Below are 17,780 nucleotides of genomic sequence, written 5' to 3' on the forward strand. Positions count from 1 at the left end.
CTATTCCGCTGATAACCAGCAGCGATAGCGACCGTACTCACGCCTGGCGCGAATTGCTAACCCACCCCCCCGCGGTCCGATGCAGATCGCGGTGGGTTATGCGCGTCGAATCGATGTCACACATCATCGCCGTTTTCGGCTGGATCGAGACGGATTCGACGCAACACGAACGTGCGTACAGTACCGAAATAGACTGTAACACAAAGCATTTCGATACATCAGATGCGACGTCCCCATGCGTGTCTGCGAAATCGTTACCTGCGGGAATGAACGTGGTCGCCGACACATCCAAAAATTTCGAGCATTTTCGACGCCCATGCGCGTGTCGCGGCCTGTTTTCAGGTCGGCAGCGACGATTTCGGATCGTCGGCATCGACCGTGTCCGGTTCGGTGCGGCTCGCGCCGGGGGTGGCAAGAGCGAGTACTACCGCGAGGCTCGCCCAGAGCAATGAATTCTCCAGGACGAAGCCGACGACCGGGATATCCATGTCCGCGCCGACCCGAGGAAGCCGAAACAGCACGACCGCAGCGGTGAGGCCGATCGCGATCCAGGACCACGCGGGTACCGATCGGGTGTCCTCCCCCACGCCCGACTTGATCGGAACGAGGAGCACACCCACCGCCGGCACCAACCACACGAAGTGGTGGGTCCAGGCAATGGGAGTCACGATTGCCGCCAGCAGAGCAACCACCGTGAAACCGGCAAGATCACCTCGCAGGCGCTGAGCGCGCCGCGTCGCGACAATTCCGAGGACACCCAACACTGCACAGGCGACGAGCCATGCCGGACCCACCAGGCCCTCGGGGAGTAGCCGTAAGGCCATTCCACGCACGGACTGGTTACCGAACACGGACGGGTCACCGACCGCGACGCGCCCCGAGAGTGAGGCGATGTCACCGAAGTAGTCGATCGTCTGTCGCGGGAGAACGGCAAAGCCGAGTGCCGTGGCGCCGAGGAAGCCGGCGAGGCCGCCCGCAACTGCTTTCCAACGCCCGGTGATCACGTAGTAACCGATGTAGACGAGAGGCACCAGTTTGACGGCCCCGGCGATCCCCACCAGCACACCCTCGGGAATCCACCGTGGTCGAGCCAGCACGTCGATCAGGCACAGGAGTGTCAGGAACAAACCGACCTGCCCGTACCCGAGGTGATCGGAGATCGGCGATGCCGCCGTCCACAGGACCAGGAAACCTACGTAGACGACGACGGGCCGCCTACGTGTGAACGGGACTTCGCGATAGCTGAGCACGATGATCGCGGCCAGCATCAGGAGGCTGACGAAACTCCATCCCCACTGGACCGCACCCCAGGAACCCAAGGCGACCGGAACGGCGACGAGCGCAGCGAAGGGCGGATAAGTGAACGGCAGTCTCGCGTTGAACGACTCGTCGTACAGGTTCGAGCCGTCGAAGACGGCTTGACCTGCCGTCCGGTACACGGCGAGATCGTCGCCGTGTACGCCGGTGACGGATTGGAACCCGGTGGCGAGCAGCGCGCACGCCGCGACGAGAAGTCCGATCTGCCACCAACGATTCACCGACGGACGGTACCACCGGGTTCCACCGCTCGAACGAGCCTCGAGGTCACTCACGGATCAGTGCGCCAATGCGGCTTCGATCTCGTCTCGGTCACGCATTGCTGCCTCCCGAAGTGCCGATACCGAAGGACCATGCTTGAGCACCCCACGGGAAGTGTTCGGCAGCAGGAGCTCGGTCGATCCCGCGAAGATGTCTGCGAGATCCGCTGCCGTCGCACCCTGCGCGCCGAGCCCCGGAGCGAGAATCGGGCCGTTGAACTGCGACAGGTCCAGACCGTGGTCCCGAGTTGCACCGACCACCAGTCCGACGGTGTCGCGTCCGTCGGCGTTCGCGTCGACCGCAGCGTTGACGATCGACTGAGCCACGCTCACACCGTCGGCCGACGACTGTTGAAGTACGCCGCCTTCCGGATTGGAGGTTCGTGCCAGCACGAAGATCCCGCGTGCGTTCTGCCTTGCCAGTTCGAGTGTCGGAGCCAACGCCCCGAATCCCAGGTACGGCGAAACGGTGACCGAGTCGGAGGCCAACGGCGAATCACCCAACCAGGCTTGCGCGTACGCGTCCATCGTCGAACCGATGTCACCGCGCTTGGCGTCCGCGACGACAAGCGTTCCAGCATCGCGAAGAACCGAGATGGTCCGCTCCAACACGGCGAAGCCGGCGCTTCCGTACGCCTCGAAGAACGCAACCTGAGGTTTGACGAGTCCAACCTCACCGGTGAAGGCCTCGACGCAGATCTCGGCGAAAGTCTCCAGACCTTCGGCGGTACGTGGCAGTCCCCACGCGTCGAGAAGCGCGGGATGCGGGTCGATACCGACGCACAGCCGCCCCCGGTCCGCGATCGCGGACCGGAGACGATGCCCCCAACTGTGACTCACGACTGCTGTGCCGGCTGACGAAGACCTGCGTGCAGTTCCTGCAGGGAGTGAACCCCGATGTCGCCGCGGATGGCCGCTTCGATGCCCTGCACGGCGGCCGAGGCGCCCTGGACCGTCGTGATGCACGGGATGTTCGACGCGACTGCTGCGCTTCGGATCTCGTAGCCGTCGACACGCGGACCGTTGTTGCCGTACGGGGTGTTGATGACCATGGCGACCTCGCCGCTGCGGATCTGGTCGACGATGGTCTCGGCACCGGCCGGAACATCCTCACCCGACTGCTTGTACACCTGCTTGCACTCGATACCGTTGCGCCGCAACACATCTGCGGTTCCTTCGGTGGCAAGGATGGTGAATCCGAGATCTGCCAGGCGCTTGACCGGGAAGATCAGCGAACGCTTGTCCTTGTTGGCGACCGAGACGAACACCGCGCCTGTGGTGGGCAACGACCCGTAGGCGGCCGTCTGCGACTTGGCGAAAGCCGTACCGAAGTCGAAGTCGATTCCCATGACTTCACCGGTGGACTTCATTTCCGGGCTGAGCAAGGTATCCACGCCGGTACCGTCGGCGCGGCGGAAGCGGTTGAACGGCAACACAGCTTCCTTGACCGCGATCGGTGCACCGGCCGGGGTGTTTCCACCGTCGCCGGTCGCCGGCAGGATGCCGCTTGCGCGCAGGTCGGCGATGGATTCGCCGAGCATGACGCGGGCGCATGCCTTGGCCAGCTGGACGGCCGTCGCCTTGGAGACGAACGGAACCGTACGGCTGGCGCGGGGATTTGCTTCCAGCACGTAGAGGATGTCGTCCTTGAGTGCGTACTGGACGTTGAGCAGGCCCTTGACGCCGATGCCCTTTGCGAGAGCCTCGGTGGAACGGCGGACGTTCTCGAGATCCGCCCGGCCCAGAGTGATGGGCGGGAGCGCACACGCCGAGTCACCGGAGTGAATGCCGGCTTCCTCGATGTGCTCCATGACGCCGCCGAGGTACACCTCGGTGCCGTCGCACAGAGCGTCGACGTCGATCTCGACCGCGTCTTCGAGGAAGCGGTCGACCAGGACCGGGCGGTCGTCGGAGATCTCCGTGGCACGCGAGATGTAGTCGGCAAGTGAAGCCTCGTCGTAGACGATCTCCATGCCGCGTCCACCGAGCACGTACGACGGACGCACCAGCACCGGGTAGCCGATGCCTGCTGCGATCTCGCGGGCGCCGTCGAACGTGGTGGCGGTACCGAACTTCGGGGCAGGCAGACCGGCTTCGGTGAGCACGCGACCGAATTCGCCGCGGTCCTCCGCCAGGTCGATGGCTGCGGGGCTGGTTCCCACGATGGGAACGCCGGCAGCTTCGAGGCGCTTCGCCAATCCGAGCGGGGTCTGGCCGCCGAGCTGGACGATGACGCCGGCAACGGTGCCCGACTGCGCCTCCGCGCGGTAGACCTCGAAGACGTCCTCGAATGTCAGCGGCTCGAAGTACAGGCGATCAGCGGTGTCGTAGTCCGTGGAGACGGTCTCGGGGTTGCAGTTGACCATGACGGTCTCGTACCCGGCCTCGGACAGCGTCTGGGCAGCGTGGACACACGAGTAGTCGAACTCGATGCCCTGGCCGATGCGGTTGGGGCCGGATCCGAGGATCAGAACCTTGGGTCGCTCGGTCTGCGGAGCAACTTCGGACTCGGCCTCGGGATCAAGCTCGTAGGTCGAGTAGTGGTACGGCGTCTTGGCCTCGAACTCTGCGGCGCAGGTGTCGACGGTCTTGTAGACGGGGCGCACGCCCAGCTGATCACGCAGAGCGCGAACGGCGTCCTCACCTGCGTGCGTGTCACCACCGAGTTCGGGGCGCAGAGCCGCGATCTGGCGGTCCGAGATGCCGTGGTACTTGGCCTGACGCAGGGCAGCCTCGTCGAAAGACTCTGCAGCGCGAAGCTTTTCACCGAGCTCGTGAATCTGCTGGAACTGGTCGAGGAACCACGGATCGATCTTGGTGGCGTCGAAGAGCTGCTCGACAGTTGCGCCGAGGGCGAATGCCTTCTCGATGCCGTACATGCGGCCGTCCTGCGGAACGCTCAGATCGGCGAGCAGGGCGTCCAGGCTCTCCGTCTCGATGTCGGCGCCGGTCCAGTAACCCGCACGCTTGGTCTCGAGTGAACGCATGACCTTGCCGAAAGCCTCGGTGAAGTTGCGGCCGATGCTCATGGCCTCGCCTACCGACTTCATCGTGGTGGTCAGGGTTCCGTCGGCACCGGGGAACTTCTCGAAAGCGAACCGCGGAGCCTTGACGACGACGTAGTCGAGTGTCGGCTCGAAGCAAGCCGGGGTTTCCTTGGTGATGTCGTTGACGATCTCGTCGAGCGTGTAGCCGATGGCAAGCTTGGCGGCCATCTTCGCGATCGGGTAACCGGTCGCCTTCGACGCCAGCGCCGACGAGCGGGAAACGCGCGGGTTCATCTCGATGACAACCAGGCGGCCGTCCTTCGGGTCCATCGCGAACTGGATGTTGCAGCCGCCGGTGTCGACGCCCACCTCACGCAGAATATCGATGGAGAGGTCGCGCATCGCCTGGTACTCGCGGTCGGTCAGCGTCATCGCGGGAGCGACGGTGACCGAGTCTCCGGTGTGGACACCCACCGGGTCGACGTTCTCGATGGAGCAGACGATCACGACGTTGTCGCGACTGTCGCGCATGAGCTCGAGTTCGTATTCCTTCCAGCCGAGGATGGATTCCTCGATCAGGACGTTCGCCGTCGGCGACGCGGCCAGACCGCCACCGGCGATGCGGTTGAGATCGTCGACGTCGTACGCCATGCCGGAACCGAGGCCGCCCATGGTGAAGGACGGACGCACGACAACCGGGTAACCGAGTTCGGCGACCGTGGCGTGTACTTCGTCCATCGTGTAGCAAACTGCGGACTTCGCAGATTCGCCACCGACCTTGGCGACGATGTCCTTGAACTTCTGGCGATCCTCGCCGCGCTGGATGGCGTCGAAGTCGGCGCCGATCAGCTCGACGTCGTACTTCTCGAGGATGCCCTGCTCGTGCAGCGCCACAGCGGCGTTGAGAGCGGTCTGACCGCCGAGCGTCGCGAGGACGGCGTCGATCTTGTTGCCCTGCAACGCTTCCTTGGCGATGACCTTTTCGAGGAACTCGGCCGTGATCGGCTCGACGTACGTGGCGTCGGCGAACTCGGGGTCCGTCATGATGGTGGCCGGGTTGGAGTTGACCAGGCTGACGCGCAGGCCCTCCTCCTGGAGGACGCGGCAAGCCTGGGTGCCCGAGTAGTCGAACTCACAGGCCTGACCGATGACGATCGGACCGGAGCCGATTACCAGGATGTGCTTGAGATCTGTACGGCGTGGCATTAGTTCTTGACTCCGGTTTCTTTCCGTGCGGAGAGCAGGCTGGTGAAGCGGTCGAAGAGGTACGCAGCGTCGTGCGGGCCGGCTGCCGCCTCCGGGTGGTACTGCACCGAGAAGGCCGAATCGTCGAGCAGGCGAACACCTTCGACGGCTCCGTCATTGGCGCAGGTGTGGCTTACCACGGCGCGACCGAACGGGGTGTCGAATTCCTGGCCGGCTTCACCTTCGAGTGCGAAGCCGTGGTTCTGCGCGGTGATCGCGATGCGACCCGTCTGATGCTCGATCACCGGGATGTTGATGCCGCGGTGGCCGAACTTCATCTTGTACGTGCTCAGGCCGAGGGCGCGGCCCAGGATCTGGTTACCGAAGCAGATACCGAACAGCGGCAAGCCCTGTCCGATGACCTCTTTTGTCAGGTGCACTGCGCCGTCGGCGGTGGCCGGGTCACCGGGACCGTTGGAGAGGAACACTCCGTCGGCCTTCAGGTCGAGGATCTGTTCGAGACTCGCATTGGACGGCAACACGTGGACGCGGATACCGCGCTCGGCGAACATGCGCGGGGTGTTGGTCTTGATACCGAGGTCGATCGCGGCAACCGTGTACAGCGCCTCCCCGCCCTTCGGCTCGACGACGTAGCCGCTGGTGGTGCTGACTTCACCGGCAAGATCGGCGCCGAGCATGGTCGGCTGATCCTGAACCCGTCGGACCAGTTCGTCATCGGCGGCGATGGCTTCACCGGAGAAGACGCCTGCCTTCATCGAACCGCGAGTACGCAGGTGGCGAACCAGGGCACGAGTGTCGATCCCGGCGATTCCGACGATGCCCTGCTCTTCGAGCTTGGCCTGCAGCGAACCGGTTGCACGCCAGCTCGAGGTGACGCGCGAGGGGTCACGAACGACGTACCCGGCAACCCAGATCTTGGCGCCGGCACTCTCGCCGGTCGGTCCGACCGACTCGTCGTCTTCGTCGTTCCAGCCGGTGTTGCCGATCTGCGGCGCGGTGGAGACCACGATCTGGCGGTGGTAGCTGGGATCGGTGAGCGTTTCCTGGTAGCCGGTCATGCCGGTGCTGAACACCGCTTCGCCCAGGGTCTGTCCAACCGCACCGAAGGTGGTTCCGCGGAACACCCGTCCGTCTTCGAGGACCAGTACTGCGGGGCTGTTGCCAAAGCCGCTCATGCGTTCTTTCCGTTCTGCTCGATGTCGCCAGAGCTTGCGTCTTCGTTGTCATTCGTCTTGTTCGAGGCAGTCTTGTTCGAAGCAGTCTTGTTCGAAGCAGTTACCGGCTTGACCCAGTCCGGATAAACCGTCTTGTCGTCACCGCGCACGCCCGTGTCGATCTCGGTTCCGCTCGGCAATTCCCAGCGAATCACCAGGACGCCGTCCTTGCTCATGACCTTGCCGGCAAGACCGTTCTCCGTGCGGATCGCGCGGATCGACTTCTCCGGAATCCAGATGGCCGACGCACCGTCACGCTCGACCAGAATTCCGCCGCTGTAGCGGCTGATCTCGCAGGTGGCGCGGAAACCGAGGTCGCCGACGGCGATGCGGTCCTGCCAACTGGGTGCGATGGTGCTACCGACGTACAGGCCGGTGGTCGGCAGGACGAGCAGTTCACCCAGGGTTGCCGGTACCGTCGGCAGTTCGCCGATCTTGTCTTTCTGGCGTCGAGCGCGTCCACGCCAACCGACGTACATCAGGCCGATCATTGCGACCCAGAAGATCGCCAGACCGATGATCCACAGTGCTCTGTCCATGACGCGCTACTCCTCGCTACTCCGCAGCCGCACATTCCCGTCGTGTGCGGTGATGCGGCCACGTAACAGTGTGGTCGTGACCCGTGCGGGCAATGTCATCGACTCGTACGGAGTGTTATGCGCGACACTCGCCAGGTCTGGGCCGTGGACCGTCCACTCGGCCGACGGATCGACCAATGTCAGGTTGGCGGGCTCCCCCACCTCGATGGGACGGCCTTGATCGTCGAGTCCGACGATCGCCGCCGGGCGCTCGCTCATGACCCGCGCAACACCGCGCCAGTCCAACAGGCCGGGCTGGACCATCGTCTGCACGATGATCGAGAGCGCGGTCTCGAGGCCGAGCATTCCGGGGCGGGCGGCCGCGAATTCGCAGCACTTGTCCTGCTCGGCGTGCGGAGCGTGGTCGGTGGCCACGCAGTCGATGATGCCCTCGGCCAGACCCTTGCGCAGGGCAGCAACATCGCTGGCCTCACGAAGTGGCGGGTTGACCTTGTTGATGGCGTCGTACGTCTCGAGACGTGAATCATCGAGGAGCAGGTGATGCGGGGTGACCTCGGCGGTGATCGAAATCCCTTGGCTGCGAGCCCACTTCACGAGTTCGACGGTTCCGGCGGTGGATGCGTGGCAGATGTGAACGCGGGCGCCGGCGTCACGCGCGAGCAGTGCGTCACGGGCCACGATCGATTCTTCGGCTGCTCGCGGCCATCCGGCCAGTCCGAGACGCGCGGCCGTGGGGCCCTCGTGGGCGACCGCACCGACCGTCAAACGCGGTTCTTCCGCGTGCTGCGCGATCAGGACGCCCAGTGAGCTGGAGTATTCGAGCGCGCGACGCATGATCAGTGGGTCGTAGACGCAGTGACCGTCGTCGGAGAACATCTTGACCTTGCCGACGCCTGCGGCCATGGTCGCCATCTCGGCGAGCTGCTTGCCTTCCAGGCCTGCGGTGACTGCGCCGACGGGGTGGACGTCGACGAGGCCGACTTCCTGTCCGCGTCGCCAGACGTGATCGGTGATGACCACCGAATCGGCGACGGGGCTCGTGTTCGCCATCGCGAAGACCGCGGTGTATCCACCCAGAGCGGCCGCGGAGCTTCCGGTTTCGATGGTCTCGGTGTCTTCGCGACCAGGCTCACGTAGATGGGTGTGCAGGTCCACGAAGCCGGGAAGCAGGATCTGCCCGCCGGCATCGATCACCTCGGATGCCGTGGCCGGATCGAGGTCCACGCCGATCTCGAGGATCGTGCCGTCGCCGACGAGTACGTCGGTGGGCTCACCTTCTCCGTAGATCAGGACTCCGCGGAGCAGGACACTCACGGGTGATTCTCCGTTCTCGTTTCTGGTCACAGCGCACCGTCCTCCGACCCGACCAGCAGTCGGAACAAGACAGCCATGCGCATGTGTACGCCGTTGGTAACCTGTTGCAGTACAGCAGTTTTCGAGGAATCAGCGACGGCGGATGCGATCTCCATGCCGCGCAGCATCGGACCGGGGTGCAAGACCACCGCGTGATCGGCCAGCATCGCCAGTCGCTTCTCGGACAGGCCGTAGTTGATCGAGTACTCGCGCTGCGAAGGGAAGAAGCCGCCGTTCATGCGTTCGGCCTGAACCCGCAGCATCAGCACCGCGTCGAGTCCGGGCAGTTCGGCGTCGAGCGAATGCGAGACCGTGACCGGCCACGTGTGCGCGCCGACCGGCAGCAGTGTCGGAGGCGCCACCAAGACGACCTCTGCGCCGAGCATCGACAGAAGCAGCGCGTTGGACCGGGCCACACGGCTGTGCAGAATGTCGCCGACGATCGCGATCCGCTTGCCCTCGATGTCGCCGAGGCGCTGGCGAAGGGTCAAAGCGTCGAGAAGCGCCTGAGTGGGATGCTCATGCGTGCCGTCACCTGCGTTGATGACTGCCGGGCCACCGTCGTCGGCCGCTCCGGTCCACTTGGCGATCTGATGGGCGGCACCCGAAGCCGGATGCCGCACGATGAGAGCGTCGGCACCGGCCGCGCGCAGGGTCATCGCGGTATCGCGCAGGGATTCGCCCTTGGACACCGAGGAACTCGATGCGCTGACGTTGATGACGTCCGCGCTCATCCACTTACCGGCCACCTCGAAGGACACCCGGGTGCGCGTCGAGTTCTCGAAGAACACCGTCATGACCGTGCGTCCGCGCAGCGTCGGGAGTTTGCGTACTTCGCGGCCCAGCAGCGCCTGCTCGAAGCGTTCTGCCTCGTCGAGAAGTTCTACCGCGGACTCACGATCGAGGTCCGCGATGGAAAGAAGGTGCTTCACGCGCTCTTACCTCCGGAGATGACTACCGCTTCCCTGCCGTCGTGTTCCTGGAGGAGAACCTTGACGTCTTCTGACCTCGCGGTCGGGACGTTCTTGCCGACGTAGTCGGCGCGCAGCGGCAGTTCGCGATGACCGCGATCGACCAGCACTGCGAGTTGGACGGCCCGGGGGCGACCGAGATCGCGCAACGCATCGAGGGCGGAGCGCACGGTGCGACCGGAGAAGAGGACATCGTCCACCAGGACGACCAGAGCATTGTCGACGCCACCTTCGGGGACGGACGTGCGCTCGAGCGGGCGATGCGGCTTGGTGCGGAGATCATCACGGTAGAGCGTGATGTCGAGAGATCCGATGGGAAGACGCACACCGGAGAATTCTTCGATCTTGGCGCGCAGTCGCGTGGCGAGTGTGGTTCCGCGCGTCGGGATGCCGATCAGGACCACACGAGGGGCTGTTCCCTCGGGTCCGTCGAGTGCGGTTTTCTCGATGATCTCGTGAGCGATCCGCGCGATGGTCCGGCCCACATCCTGGGCGGACAACAATTCACGGGTCTCACTACTTGCCTCGGCACCAGCGGATGCCTTGGCGCTGCCTGGACCTGCAAGATCGGATGGGCGAGACCCTTCGGGCACGCTCATACAGCGACCTCCTTCTCCGCCTCACTGGACGGATCGTTAAAGGATGTCTGACGGTCCCCACCCTATCAGCCGACAGACCTGATCCCGCCGTGCGAGCAGCGACTTCGACCGGTTGTGTGCAGACACACAACGCGCACGGTGACACTCGCACGGCGGTGGTGGAACAGAACTTGCTACTCGGTACCCGAATCCGATTCCTGCGCGCGCTGCGAGGTCGCAGCTGCAGCCGATCGAACCTGCGGCGCAACGAGAACGACCTGACCGAGGATTCCGTTGACGAATCCCGGAGAGTCGTCCGTCGAGAGCTGCTTCGCGAGTTCGACGGCCTCGTCCACGGCGACAACCGGCGGAACGTCCGTCGCATGGAAGAGCTCCCACACGGCGATACGCAGAATCGCACGGTCGACGGCGGGCAGACGCTCGAGCGTCCAATCCTGCAGATGCGAGGAGATGACCTGATCGATCCGGTCCAGATTCTCCGCAACGCCGGACACCAACGTGACGGTGTAGGCCGCGACGGGTGCTACCGCGTCGTCCTTGACGGACAGATCGGAACGCTCCGATGCGAGCGCGACCGGATCGAGGTCACGTGCCTCGGCTTCGAAGAGGAAGTCGACGGCACGCTTGCGCGCCTTGTGGCGTGCACCGAGTTTCTTATGTGTGCCGGACACTCAGGAATTCACACGCCCGAGGTAGTTGCCGTCACGGGAATCGACCTTGAGCTTGTCACCGGTGTTGATGAAGAGCGGCACGTTGATCTCGGCACCGGTCTCGAGGGTGGCAGGCTTGGTGCCGCCGGTGGAGCGGTCGCCCTGCAGGCCCGGATCGGTGTGCTTGACGACGAGCTCGACCGTGACCGGAAGCTCGACGAAGAGGGGAACGTCTTCGTGGGTCGCGACCTGGACGGCCATGTTCTCGAGCAGGAAACGCGACTGGTCGCCGACGGTGGATTCACTGATCGACACCTGGTCGTAGGTGTCGCCGTCCATGAAGATGTAGTCGCTGCCGTCGTGGTACAGGTAGGTCATGTCACGACGGTCGACCGTGGCGGTCTCGACCTTCACACCGGCGTTGAACGTCTTGTCCACTACCTTGCCCGAGAGCACGTTCTTGAGCTTGGTGCGCACGAAGGCAGGGCCCTTGCCGGGCTTGACATGCTGGAACTCGATGATCGTCCACAGCTGGCCTTCGATCTGCAGAACCAGACCATTCTTGAAATCACTGGTGGAAGCCACTTGCTTCGCGTCTCCTAGGGGTCGGGAAACCGTCTCAGACGACGGTAAGGTCTTTTGCGGTCAGTGTGAGCAGCTCTGGCCCCTGCTCACGAACAACGAGCGTGTCCTCGATCCGTACACCTCCGCGCCCGGAGAAGTACACGCCCGGCTCGACGGTCACCGCCGCGCCGGAAAGAAGTGTACCGGTGCCGAGCTTGCCGATTCCCGGTGCTTCGTGGATTTCGAGGCCGACACCGTGGCCGAGGCCGTGCAGGAACAACTCGCCGTAGCCTGCATCGTCGATCACCGAACGGGCGGCGGCGTCCACGGCCGCACATTCGACACCCGGAGCGAGGGCATCGCAACCGGCAGCTTGTGACCGCGCGACGAGTTCGTAAATCTCCCGTTGCCAATCGGAAACGGACTCGAGCACGTACGTCCGGGTCATGTCCGAGTGGTACCCACCGACCTGTGCGCCGAAGTCGAGTTTCACGAAGTCACCCGACGCCAGGATCGCGTCGGTCGGTCGGTGATGCGGAATCGCCGAGTTGACGCCTGCCGCCACGATCGTCTCGAAGGAAATACCGTCTGCGCCGTTGTCGAGCATCAGGTTTTCCAGTTCACGACCGACCTCTCGTTCGGTTCGGCCAGGTCGCAGACCGCCGCGAGCGATCAACTGCGCCAACGCGACATCAGCTGAAGTGCATGCGGCGCGCAACAACTCCACCTCGTGCTCGTCCTTGACCATGCGCAACTGTTCGACGAGTCCACTCACCGGTTCGAACCGGATCTTCGGTGCTGCCTCGGTCCATGCGCGATGTTCGGCGAACGTCGCGACGTGTGACTCGAACGCGAGAACGGGCATCGTCGACTTCTCGATCAAGTGCGCAGCACTCGAACGGGCGATTTCAGCGCGCAGGTCCGGAACCTGCTCCGCCACCTGCGTCACGTAACGACCGTCGGTGCAGATCACCGTCGCGCGTTCGTCGGACGCCGAATCGGACGCACTGACGACGAGCGCAGCATTGGAACCGGTGAAACCGGTGAGGTACCTGATGTTGAGGAGATCTGTGACGAGAATCGCGTCGAGTTCGCGCTCCGCGAGGAGGCGTCTGAGGGATTCACGGCGTGTTCTGAAGTCGACCGGCATCCCTCGAACCTACCGCCCTCGCAGACCTGCCGATCAACTCGAAACTCACGGTTACAGCAATAAGTGTGGGTTAGGCCACAAGGTGTAATGGGTTCTAGTTAGGCTGTACCCATGAATGCGTGGTTGGTACGTGGCCTCGGCATGGCCCTGATACATGTTGTGTTTCGTGCATTGCTCGGTGCAGCAATCGCACAGTGGCCGCTTCAGGGGTCCACCCTGCGCTGGCTGTCCCTGTTGATCGTCATCGTCTTCGCCGCGATCTGGGGTGGTATCGACGGCATTCGCGACCGCCGAAACTTCCCGGAACCCGAGGACGGCGCCGATCTGACCATGCTGTGGCTCAAAGCTGCTTTGGTCGGCGGATTCGTCGCCGGCGCTGCCAGCTGGGCACTCAGCCTGGTCCCCTCCCTCGAACTCACTCAGCAGGGCTTGTTCTTCGAGGTGACCTCCGGTGCGGCGTTCACGATCCTTCTCATCTTCGTCCCCGCCATGATCGCCATCACCGTCGGACGTTTCTTCGTCAGTCGTGAACAGCGCAAGAACGGAACCGCTCCGCAGACCCCGTCCCACGAGCGTCACCACGAACCGGTGCCCGTCAGCGAGGGCTACGACTCCCCCACCAAGCAGCACGCATACAGCGGAGCCGCCATGTCCGTCGAGGAATCCGACGCCGATACCGCGGTCTTCCCAGCGATCGATCTGGGCAAGCGCGAGCAGTAACGCCCGCCGTCCACACACACAAATGCGGCCCCGAGGAAATTTTCCTCGGGGCCGCATTTGTGTGGTCGGCTTTTCGACTTCCCTCGTTCAGCCTCGCTCGGCGAGGAACCTGATCGCCAGCGGATACGCGGCGACGCCGAGTCCGACGATCACGGCGGTCGCAATCGGACTCAGGTAGGAATGGTGCCGAAACTTTTCTCGCGCATGAACGTTCGAGATGTGCACCTCGACGAGACCTGCGGTCAGTTCGGCGCATGCATCTCGCAGGACCACCGACGTGTGCGTCAAGCCGCCGGCATTGAGGATCACCGGTTCCCCCGCGTCCGCCGCGTCGTGGATCCAACCGAGCAGATCGCCTTCGTGATCGCTCTGACGGACGATCACCTCGACGCCGAGCTCCTTACCTGCCGCGACGCACAATTCGATCAGATCGTCGTGTGTGGTCGCGCCGTAGACCTCGGGCTGACGCTTACCCAGACGCCCCAGATTGGGTCCGTTGACGACGTTGATCCTCACAGCAGGACCGTTCCGCCGGCCGGCCTGGGATCACGGGCGATCGCGGAGTACGCCGCGACCAGCAGGCTCGGATCCGGCCCTTCGAGGCGGCCCGGCTTGGCGAGGCCGTCGAGGACCACGAAACGGAGTAACCCGGCACGGTTCTTCTTGTCGGTCTGCATTCCCTTCATCAGATCGCCGAACGCATCACCGTCGTACGACGTCGGCAGCCCGACGAGATCGAGGATCGACTTGTGACGATCGGCGGTGGCGTCGTCGAGTCGGCCCGCGAGCCGTCCGAGTTCGGCAGCGAAGACCAGGCCGACGGAGACAGCGGCACCGTGGCGCCACTTGTAGCGCTCACGACGTTCGATCGCGTGGCCGAGGGTGTGGCCGTAGTTGAGGATTTCGCGCAGATCCGACTCGCGCAGATCCGCGGCCACGACCTTGGCCTTGACCTCGACGGAGCGCCGAATCAGCTCGGGCAGAACAGTTCCCGACGGATCGAGAGCAGCCTTGGGATCGGCTTCGATGAGGTCCAGGATCACCGGGTCGGCGATGAATCCGGTCTTGATGACCTCGGCCATGCCTGCAACGATCTCGTTGTGCGGCACAGTCTCGAGCGTCGCGAGATCGATGAACACCGCTCCCGGTTCGTGGAACGAACCGACGAGGTTCTTGCCCGCTTCGGTGTTGATACCGGTCTTGCCGCCCACTGCTGCGTCGACCATCGCGAGCAAAGTGGTGGGGACGTGAACAACCTTGACACCACGCATCCACGTAGCCGCTACGAAGCCGGTGAGGTCGGTCGCCGCTCCCCCGCCCAAGCTCATGATCGCGTCGCTGCGAGTCAGGCCGATCCGGCCGAGCACGTCCCAGCAGAAGCCCGCGACGGCAAGATCCTTACCGTCCTCGGCGTCGGGGATTTCGATGCGGTGAGCGTCGATTCCCTTCTCCGCCAATGCAGCCCGTACAGCCTCCGCGGTCTCCGCCAGCGGCGGCTGATGGAAGATCGCGACAGTGCGCGCGCCGTCGAACTCGGCGACAAGGTCACCGAGCAGGCCGCGGCCGATCACGACCGGGTAGGGACTTGCGGTCTTCACCTCTACACGTACGGGTTCGGTCACTGCTCCACTACTCCGCTCCGGTTGTTCATTTGTCTTGAAGTTTCGACACCAATTGCCCGACGACACGCGCCGGGCTTCGGCCGTCGGTCCGAATCCGAATCGTGGCCGAACGCCGGTACAGCGGACGACGACGCCTCATCAGCTCCTGGTACTTGACCTTGGGATCTCCGCCGGCCAGCAGCGGACGATGATTGTTCGCCCCCGTGCGACGAAGCCCTTCGGCGACACTGATCTCCAGGTAGATGACCGTGTGGCCCTGGAGCAGTTCGCGCGTGCGATCGGACAGGATCGCACCACCGCCGAGCGAGACGATTCCGTCGGTGGCCTGCAACGCGTCGCGAACCACCGATTCCTCGATCTCACGAAACCGAGGCTCTCCGTCGTGGGTGAAGATCTCCGGGATCGTTCTACCCGTGGTCCGTTCGATCTCGGCGTCGGTATCGACCAATTCGAGTTCGAGTGCCTGCGCGAGACGTCGACCGATGGTCGATTTGCCGGCGCCGGGCGGACCGATGAGTACAGCCTTCGGCTTCATCGATACGTGAGTCCTATCGAGGCGGTCGGGCTGCGATGCCCTCGGCGTAACGACGGTAGTTGGCAGTGGTTTCAGCAATGGAATCACCACCGAACTTTTCGAGTGCGGCCTGAGCGACGACAAGTGCAACCATCGATTCGGCGACGACGCCGGCGGCCGGAACCGCGCACACGTCGCTGCGCTGGTGGATGGCCACGGCCTCTTCGCCGCTCTCCATGTCGACCGTCGCCAGAGCACGCGGAACGGTCGAGATCGGCTTCATCGCGGCGCGAACTCGAAGAGCCTCACCGTTGGTCATGCCACCTTCGATACCGCCTGCGCGGTTCGTGGAACGCACGATGCCGTCCGGGCCCGGACGGATTTCGTCGTGAGCCTCGCTGCCACGACGGCGCGCGGTCTCGAAGCCGTCACCGACCTCGACGCCCTTGATGGCCTGAATTCCCATGAGGGCAGCGGCAAGTCGTGAATCGAGACGCTCGGCGCCACTGACGAAGGTGCCGAGTCCGACCGGCAGCCCGTGGATGACGACCTCGACGACGCCACCGAGGGTGTCGCCGTCCTTCTTGGCCGATTCGATTTCGGCGATCATCGACTCTTCGGCAGCCTTGTCGAATGCGCGGACCGGGCTCGCGTCGATCGCGTCCAGGTCCTTGCCCTCCGGCACGGGCCCGACGTAAGGCTCGGAAGCACCGATGGAAATAACGTGTGAAACGACCTCGGCACCGAATACCTGACGCAGGAACGACCGTGCGACTGTTCCGGCGGCTACACGGGCTGCGGTCTCGCGAGCGCTGGCGCGCTCGAGGACGGGACGCGCGTCGTTGAAGCCGTACTTGAGCATGCCGCTGTAATCGGCGTGACCGGGACGCGGGCGCGTCAGCGGGGCATTGCGAGCCTGATCGGCGAGCAGGTCCGGGTCGACCGGGTCGGCGGACATGATGGTTTCCCACTTGGGCCACTCAGTGTTGCCGATTTCGATGGCCACGGGGCCACCGAGCGTAAATCCGTGGCGGACACCACCGATGATGGTGACCTTGTCGGCCTCGAACTTCATCCGCGCGCCACGGCCGTAACCGAGTCGACGACGGGCAAGTTCGGACGAGATGGCCTCAGAGGTCACTTCGACCCCCGCGACCATGCCCTCGAGCATCGCGACGAGGGCGGGACCATGGGATTCTCCGGCAGTTATCCAACGCAGCACGCCGACCATCTTTCCACGTCGCAGACCTCAGTTGTCACAGTGGCCCTCCGGGTGAACGCAGATGGCCCACACGCACGATGCGTGTGGGCCATCTCAGAGGTTCCTGCGGGTCTAGAACAGGCGGAATCCTCCACCGTTGGCATTGATGTCAGCCAAACCGATGTTGATGTCCGCCGAGTTGTCGGGAGCATGGAACGGCGGCGGGAGCGGCTCGAAGCAGTACGGTTCGAAGCCGTTGCTGATCAAGCCCACCAGGCGATCGCCGACGACGAGTGGTCCACCGGAGTCTCCGGGAATCGAGCACGTGTGCTCGACAATTTCACCGTAGACGGAGTCGTAGCCCCAGGTGATACCGCACGTGTTGCCGGTCGAACGGCCTTCCTTGCACACGATCGTGCCCGGTGCCGGCGGAGCGCCGATTCCGTTGATCGTCGTGCCGCCGACGGTACGTAGCGGGGCTACCTTCGCGTCGTCGAGATCGATCACCGCGATATCCGAGACCGGACTCGAGTAGGAGAACCGACCGATGGGGCCCGCTTCGGGCAGGTATTCGGCGAACACCCGGTCCCCGACAACTCCGCAGTGTCCGGCGGTGAGTGCCACGAGCGAGCCGGCGTTGTCGTATCCGACCGCGGTCAACGTGCAGGCAGCAACTTGCTCCGGATCGGAATGATCCACGTCCGGCAGCAGGATTCCTGAGCCCCCGCCCAGTGCCACCGACGAAGGTGCAGGCGCGGCGCCGGCGACGCCCGCCCCTGCAGCCACAGCCGCCAAACAGGCTGCCGCAGCGACGAAAAGCCTTGTGCGCATAGGTTCCCCCGATAATCGAGTGCGAAACGAGATTCGTTTTGTCCCATTTCCGAAGCCTCAGTCAACGTCAGGGAGTGGACAT

General features: G+C 64.2%; 17 protein-coding genes. 1 reads left to right on the plus strand and 16 read right to left on the minus strand.

The window, feature by feature from the left end:
• Positions 1-338: 338 nt before the first annotated feature.
• The 11 genes from H7C86_RS22915 to H7C86_RS22965 all read right to left on the minus strand — a co-directional run bounded on the left by H7C86_RS22915 (position 339) and on the right by H7C86_RS22965 (position 12,810).
• Positions 339-1,538: a glycosyltransferase 87 family protein gene (locus H7C86_RS22915; protein ID WP_259349278.1), complete on the minus strand. Its 1,200-nt coding sequence runs from the start codon at positions 1,536-1,538 to the stop codon at positions 339-341.
• A gap of 57 nt (positions 1,539-1,595) precedes the next feature.
• A complete protein-coding gene (pyrF, locus tag H7C86_RS22920; RefSeq protein WP_021332968.1) occupies positions 1,596-2,417 on the minus strand; it encodes an orotidine-5'-phosphate decarboxylase in 822 nt (273 codons plus the stop codon).
• Positions 2,414-5,770 carry a carbamoyl-phosphate synthase large subunit gene (gene carB, locus H7C86_RS22925; RefSeq protein WP_019748372.1) on the minus strand — a complete coding sequence of 1,119 codons (3,357 nt, stop codon included), beginning with the start codon at positions 5,768-5,770 and terminating at the stop codon, positions 2,414-2,416. Before carB ends, pyrF begins: the two co-directional genes overlap by 4 nt.
• A complete protein-coding gene (gene carA / locus H7C86_RS22930; protein ID WP_003944927.1) occupies positions 5,770-6,945 on the minus strand; it encodes a glutamine-hydrolyzing carbamoyl-phosphate synthase small subunit in 1,176 nt (391 codons plus the stop codon). Before carA ends, carB begins: the two co-directional genes overlap by 1 nt.
• On the minus strand, positions 6,942-7,523 hold the full coding sequence (locus H7C86_RS22935) for a hypothetical protein (protein WP_020907699.1): 582 nt from the start codon (positions 7,521-7,523) through the stop codon (positions 6,942-6,944). The genes carA and H7C86_RS22935 overlap by 4 nt, the downstream gene beginning before the upstream one ends.
• Positions 7,524-7,529: 6 nt before the next feature.
• Positions 7,530-8,837 (minus strand): dihydroorotase, encoded by a 1,308-nt coding sequence (locus tag H7C86_RS22940; RefSeq protein WP_003944990.1) that lies wholly within the window; start codon positions 8,835-8,837, stop codon positions 7,530-7,532.
• Between the two features lie 26 nt (positions 8,838-8,863).
• On the minus strand, positions 8,864-9,808 hold the full coding sequence (locus H7C86_RS22945; RefSeq protein ID WP_003944883.1) for an aspartate carbamoyltransferase catalytic subunit: 945 nt from the start codon (positions 9,806-9,808) through the stop codon (positions 8,864-8,866).
• Positions 9,805-10,446, minus strand: coding sequence for a bifunctional pyr operon transcriptional regulator/uracil phosphoribosyltransferase PyrR (gene pyrR / locus H7C86_RS22950; RefSeq protein ID WP_020907698.1), 642 nt, complete (start codon positions 10,444-10,446; stop codon positions 9,805-9,807). Before pyrR ends, H7C86_RS22945 begins: the two co-directional genes overlap by 4 nt.
• Before the next feature lie 173 nt (positions 10,447-10,619).
• Positions 10,620-11,117: a transcription antitermination factor NusB gene (gene nusB, locus H7C86_RS22955; protein WP_007728014.1), complete on the minus strand. Its 498-nt coding sequence runs from the start codon at positions 11,115-11,117 to the stop codon at positions 10,620-10,622.
• Complete coding sequence (efp, locus tag H7C86_RS22960) at positions 11,118-11,681, minus strand: elongation factor P (protein WP_003944958.1); 564 nt, start codon at positions 11,679-11,681, stop codon at positions 11,118-11,120.
• A gap of 34 nt (positions 11,682-11,715) precedes the next feature.
• Positions 11,716-12,810 (minus strand): Xaa-Pro peptidase family protein, encoded by a 1,095-nt coding sequence (locus H7C86_RS22965; RefSeq protein ID WP_020907697.1) that lies wholly within the window; start codon positions 12,808-12,810, stop codon positions 11,716-11,718.
• Between the two features lie 111 nt (positions 12,811-12,921).
• Between H7C86_RS22965 and H7C86_RS22970 the strand changes: the two genes are divergently transcribed.
• A complete protein-coding gene (locus H7C86_RS22970) occupies positions 12,922-13,530 on the plus strand; it encodes a B-4DMT family transporter (RefSeq protein WP_182262293.1) in 609 nt (202 codons plus the stop codon).
• A gap of 87 nt (positions 13,531-13,617) precedes the next feature.
• On the opposite strand, the gene aroQ is transcribed toward H7C86_RS22970, so the two are convergent.
• The 5 genes from aroQ to H7C86_RS22995 all read right to left on the minus strand — a co-directional run bounded on the left by aroQ (position 13,618) and on the right by H7C86_RS22995 (position 17,698).
• Positions 13,618-14,046: a type II 3-dehydroquinate dehydratase gene (gene aroQ, locus H7C86_RS22975; protein ID WP_182262294.1), complete on the minus strand. Its 429-nt coding sequence runs from the start codon at positions 14,044-14,046 to the stop codon at positions 13,618-13,620.
• The gene (gene aroB, locus H7C86_RS22980; RefSeq protein WP_020907694.1) at positions 14,043-15,152 is read right to left on the minus strand and encodes a 3-dehydroquinate synthase; all 1,110 of its coding nucleotides are present in this window, start codon (positions 15,150-15,152) and stop codon (positions 14,043-14,045) included. The genes aroQ and aroB overlap by 4 nt, the downstream gene beginning before the upstream one ends.
• Before the next feature lie 25 nt (positions 15,153-15,177).
• Positions 15,178-15,687: a shikimate kinase gene (locus tag H7C86_RS22985; RefSeq protein ID WP_020907693.1), complete on the minus strand. Its 510-nt coding sequence runs from the start codon at positions 15,685-15,687 to the stop codon at positions 15,178-15,180.
• A 13-nt stretch (positions 15,688-15,700) separates the two neighbouring features.
• Complete coding sequence (gene aroC, locus H7C86_RS22990) at positions 15,701-16,888, minus strand: chorismate synthase (RefSeq protein WP_003944974.1); 1,188 nt, start codon at positions 16,886-16,888, stop codon at positions 15,701-15,703.
• A gap of 111 nt (positions 16,889-16,999) precedes the next feature.
• The gene (locus H7C86_RS22995; protein WP_020907692.1) at positions 17,000-17,698 is read right to left on the minus strand and encodes a S1 family peptidase; all 699 of its coding nucleotides are present in this window, start codon (positions 17,696-17,698) and stop codon (positions 17,000-17,002) included.
• Between the last annotated feature and the right edge of the window lie 82 nt (positions 17,699-17,780).

This window comes from Rhodococcus sp. UFZ-B548 (genome assembly GCF_903819475.1).
In the GTDB taxonomy this organism is placed as follows: domain Bacteria; phylum Actinomycetota; class Actinomycetes; order Mycobacteriales; family Mycobacteriaceae; genus Rhodococcus_F; species Rhodococcus_F erythropolis.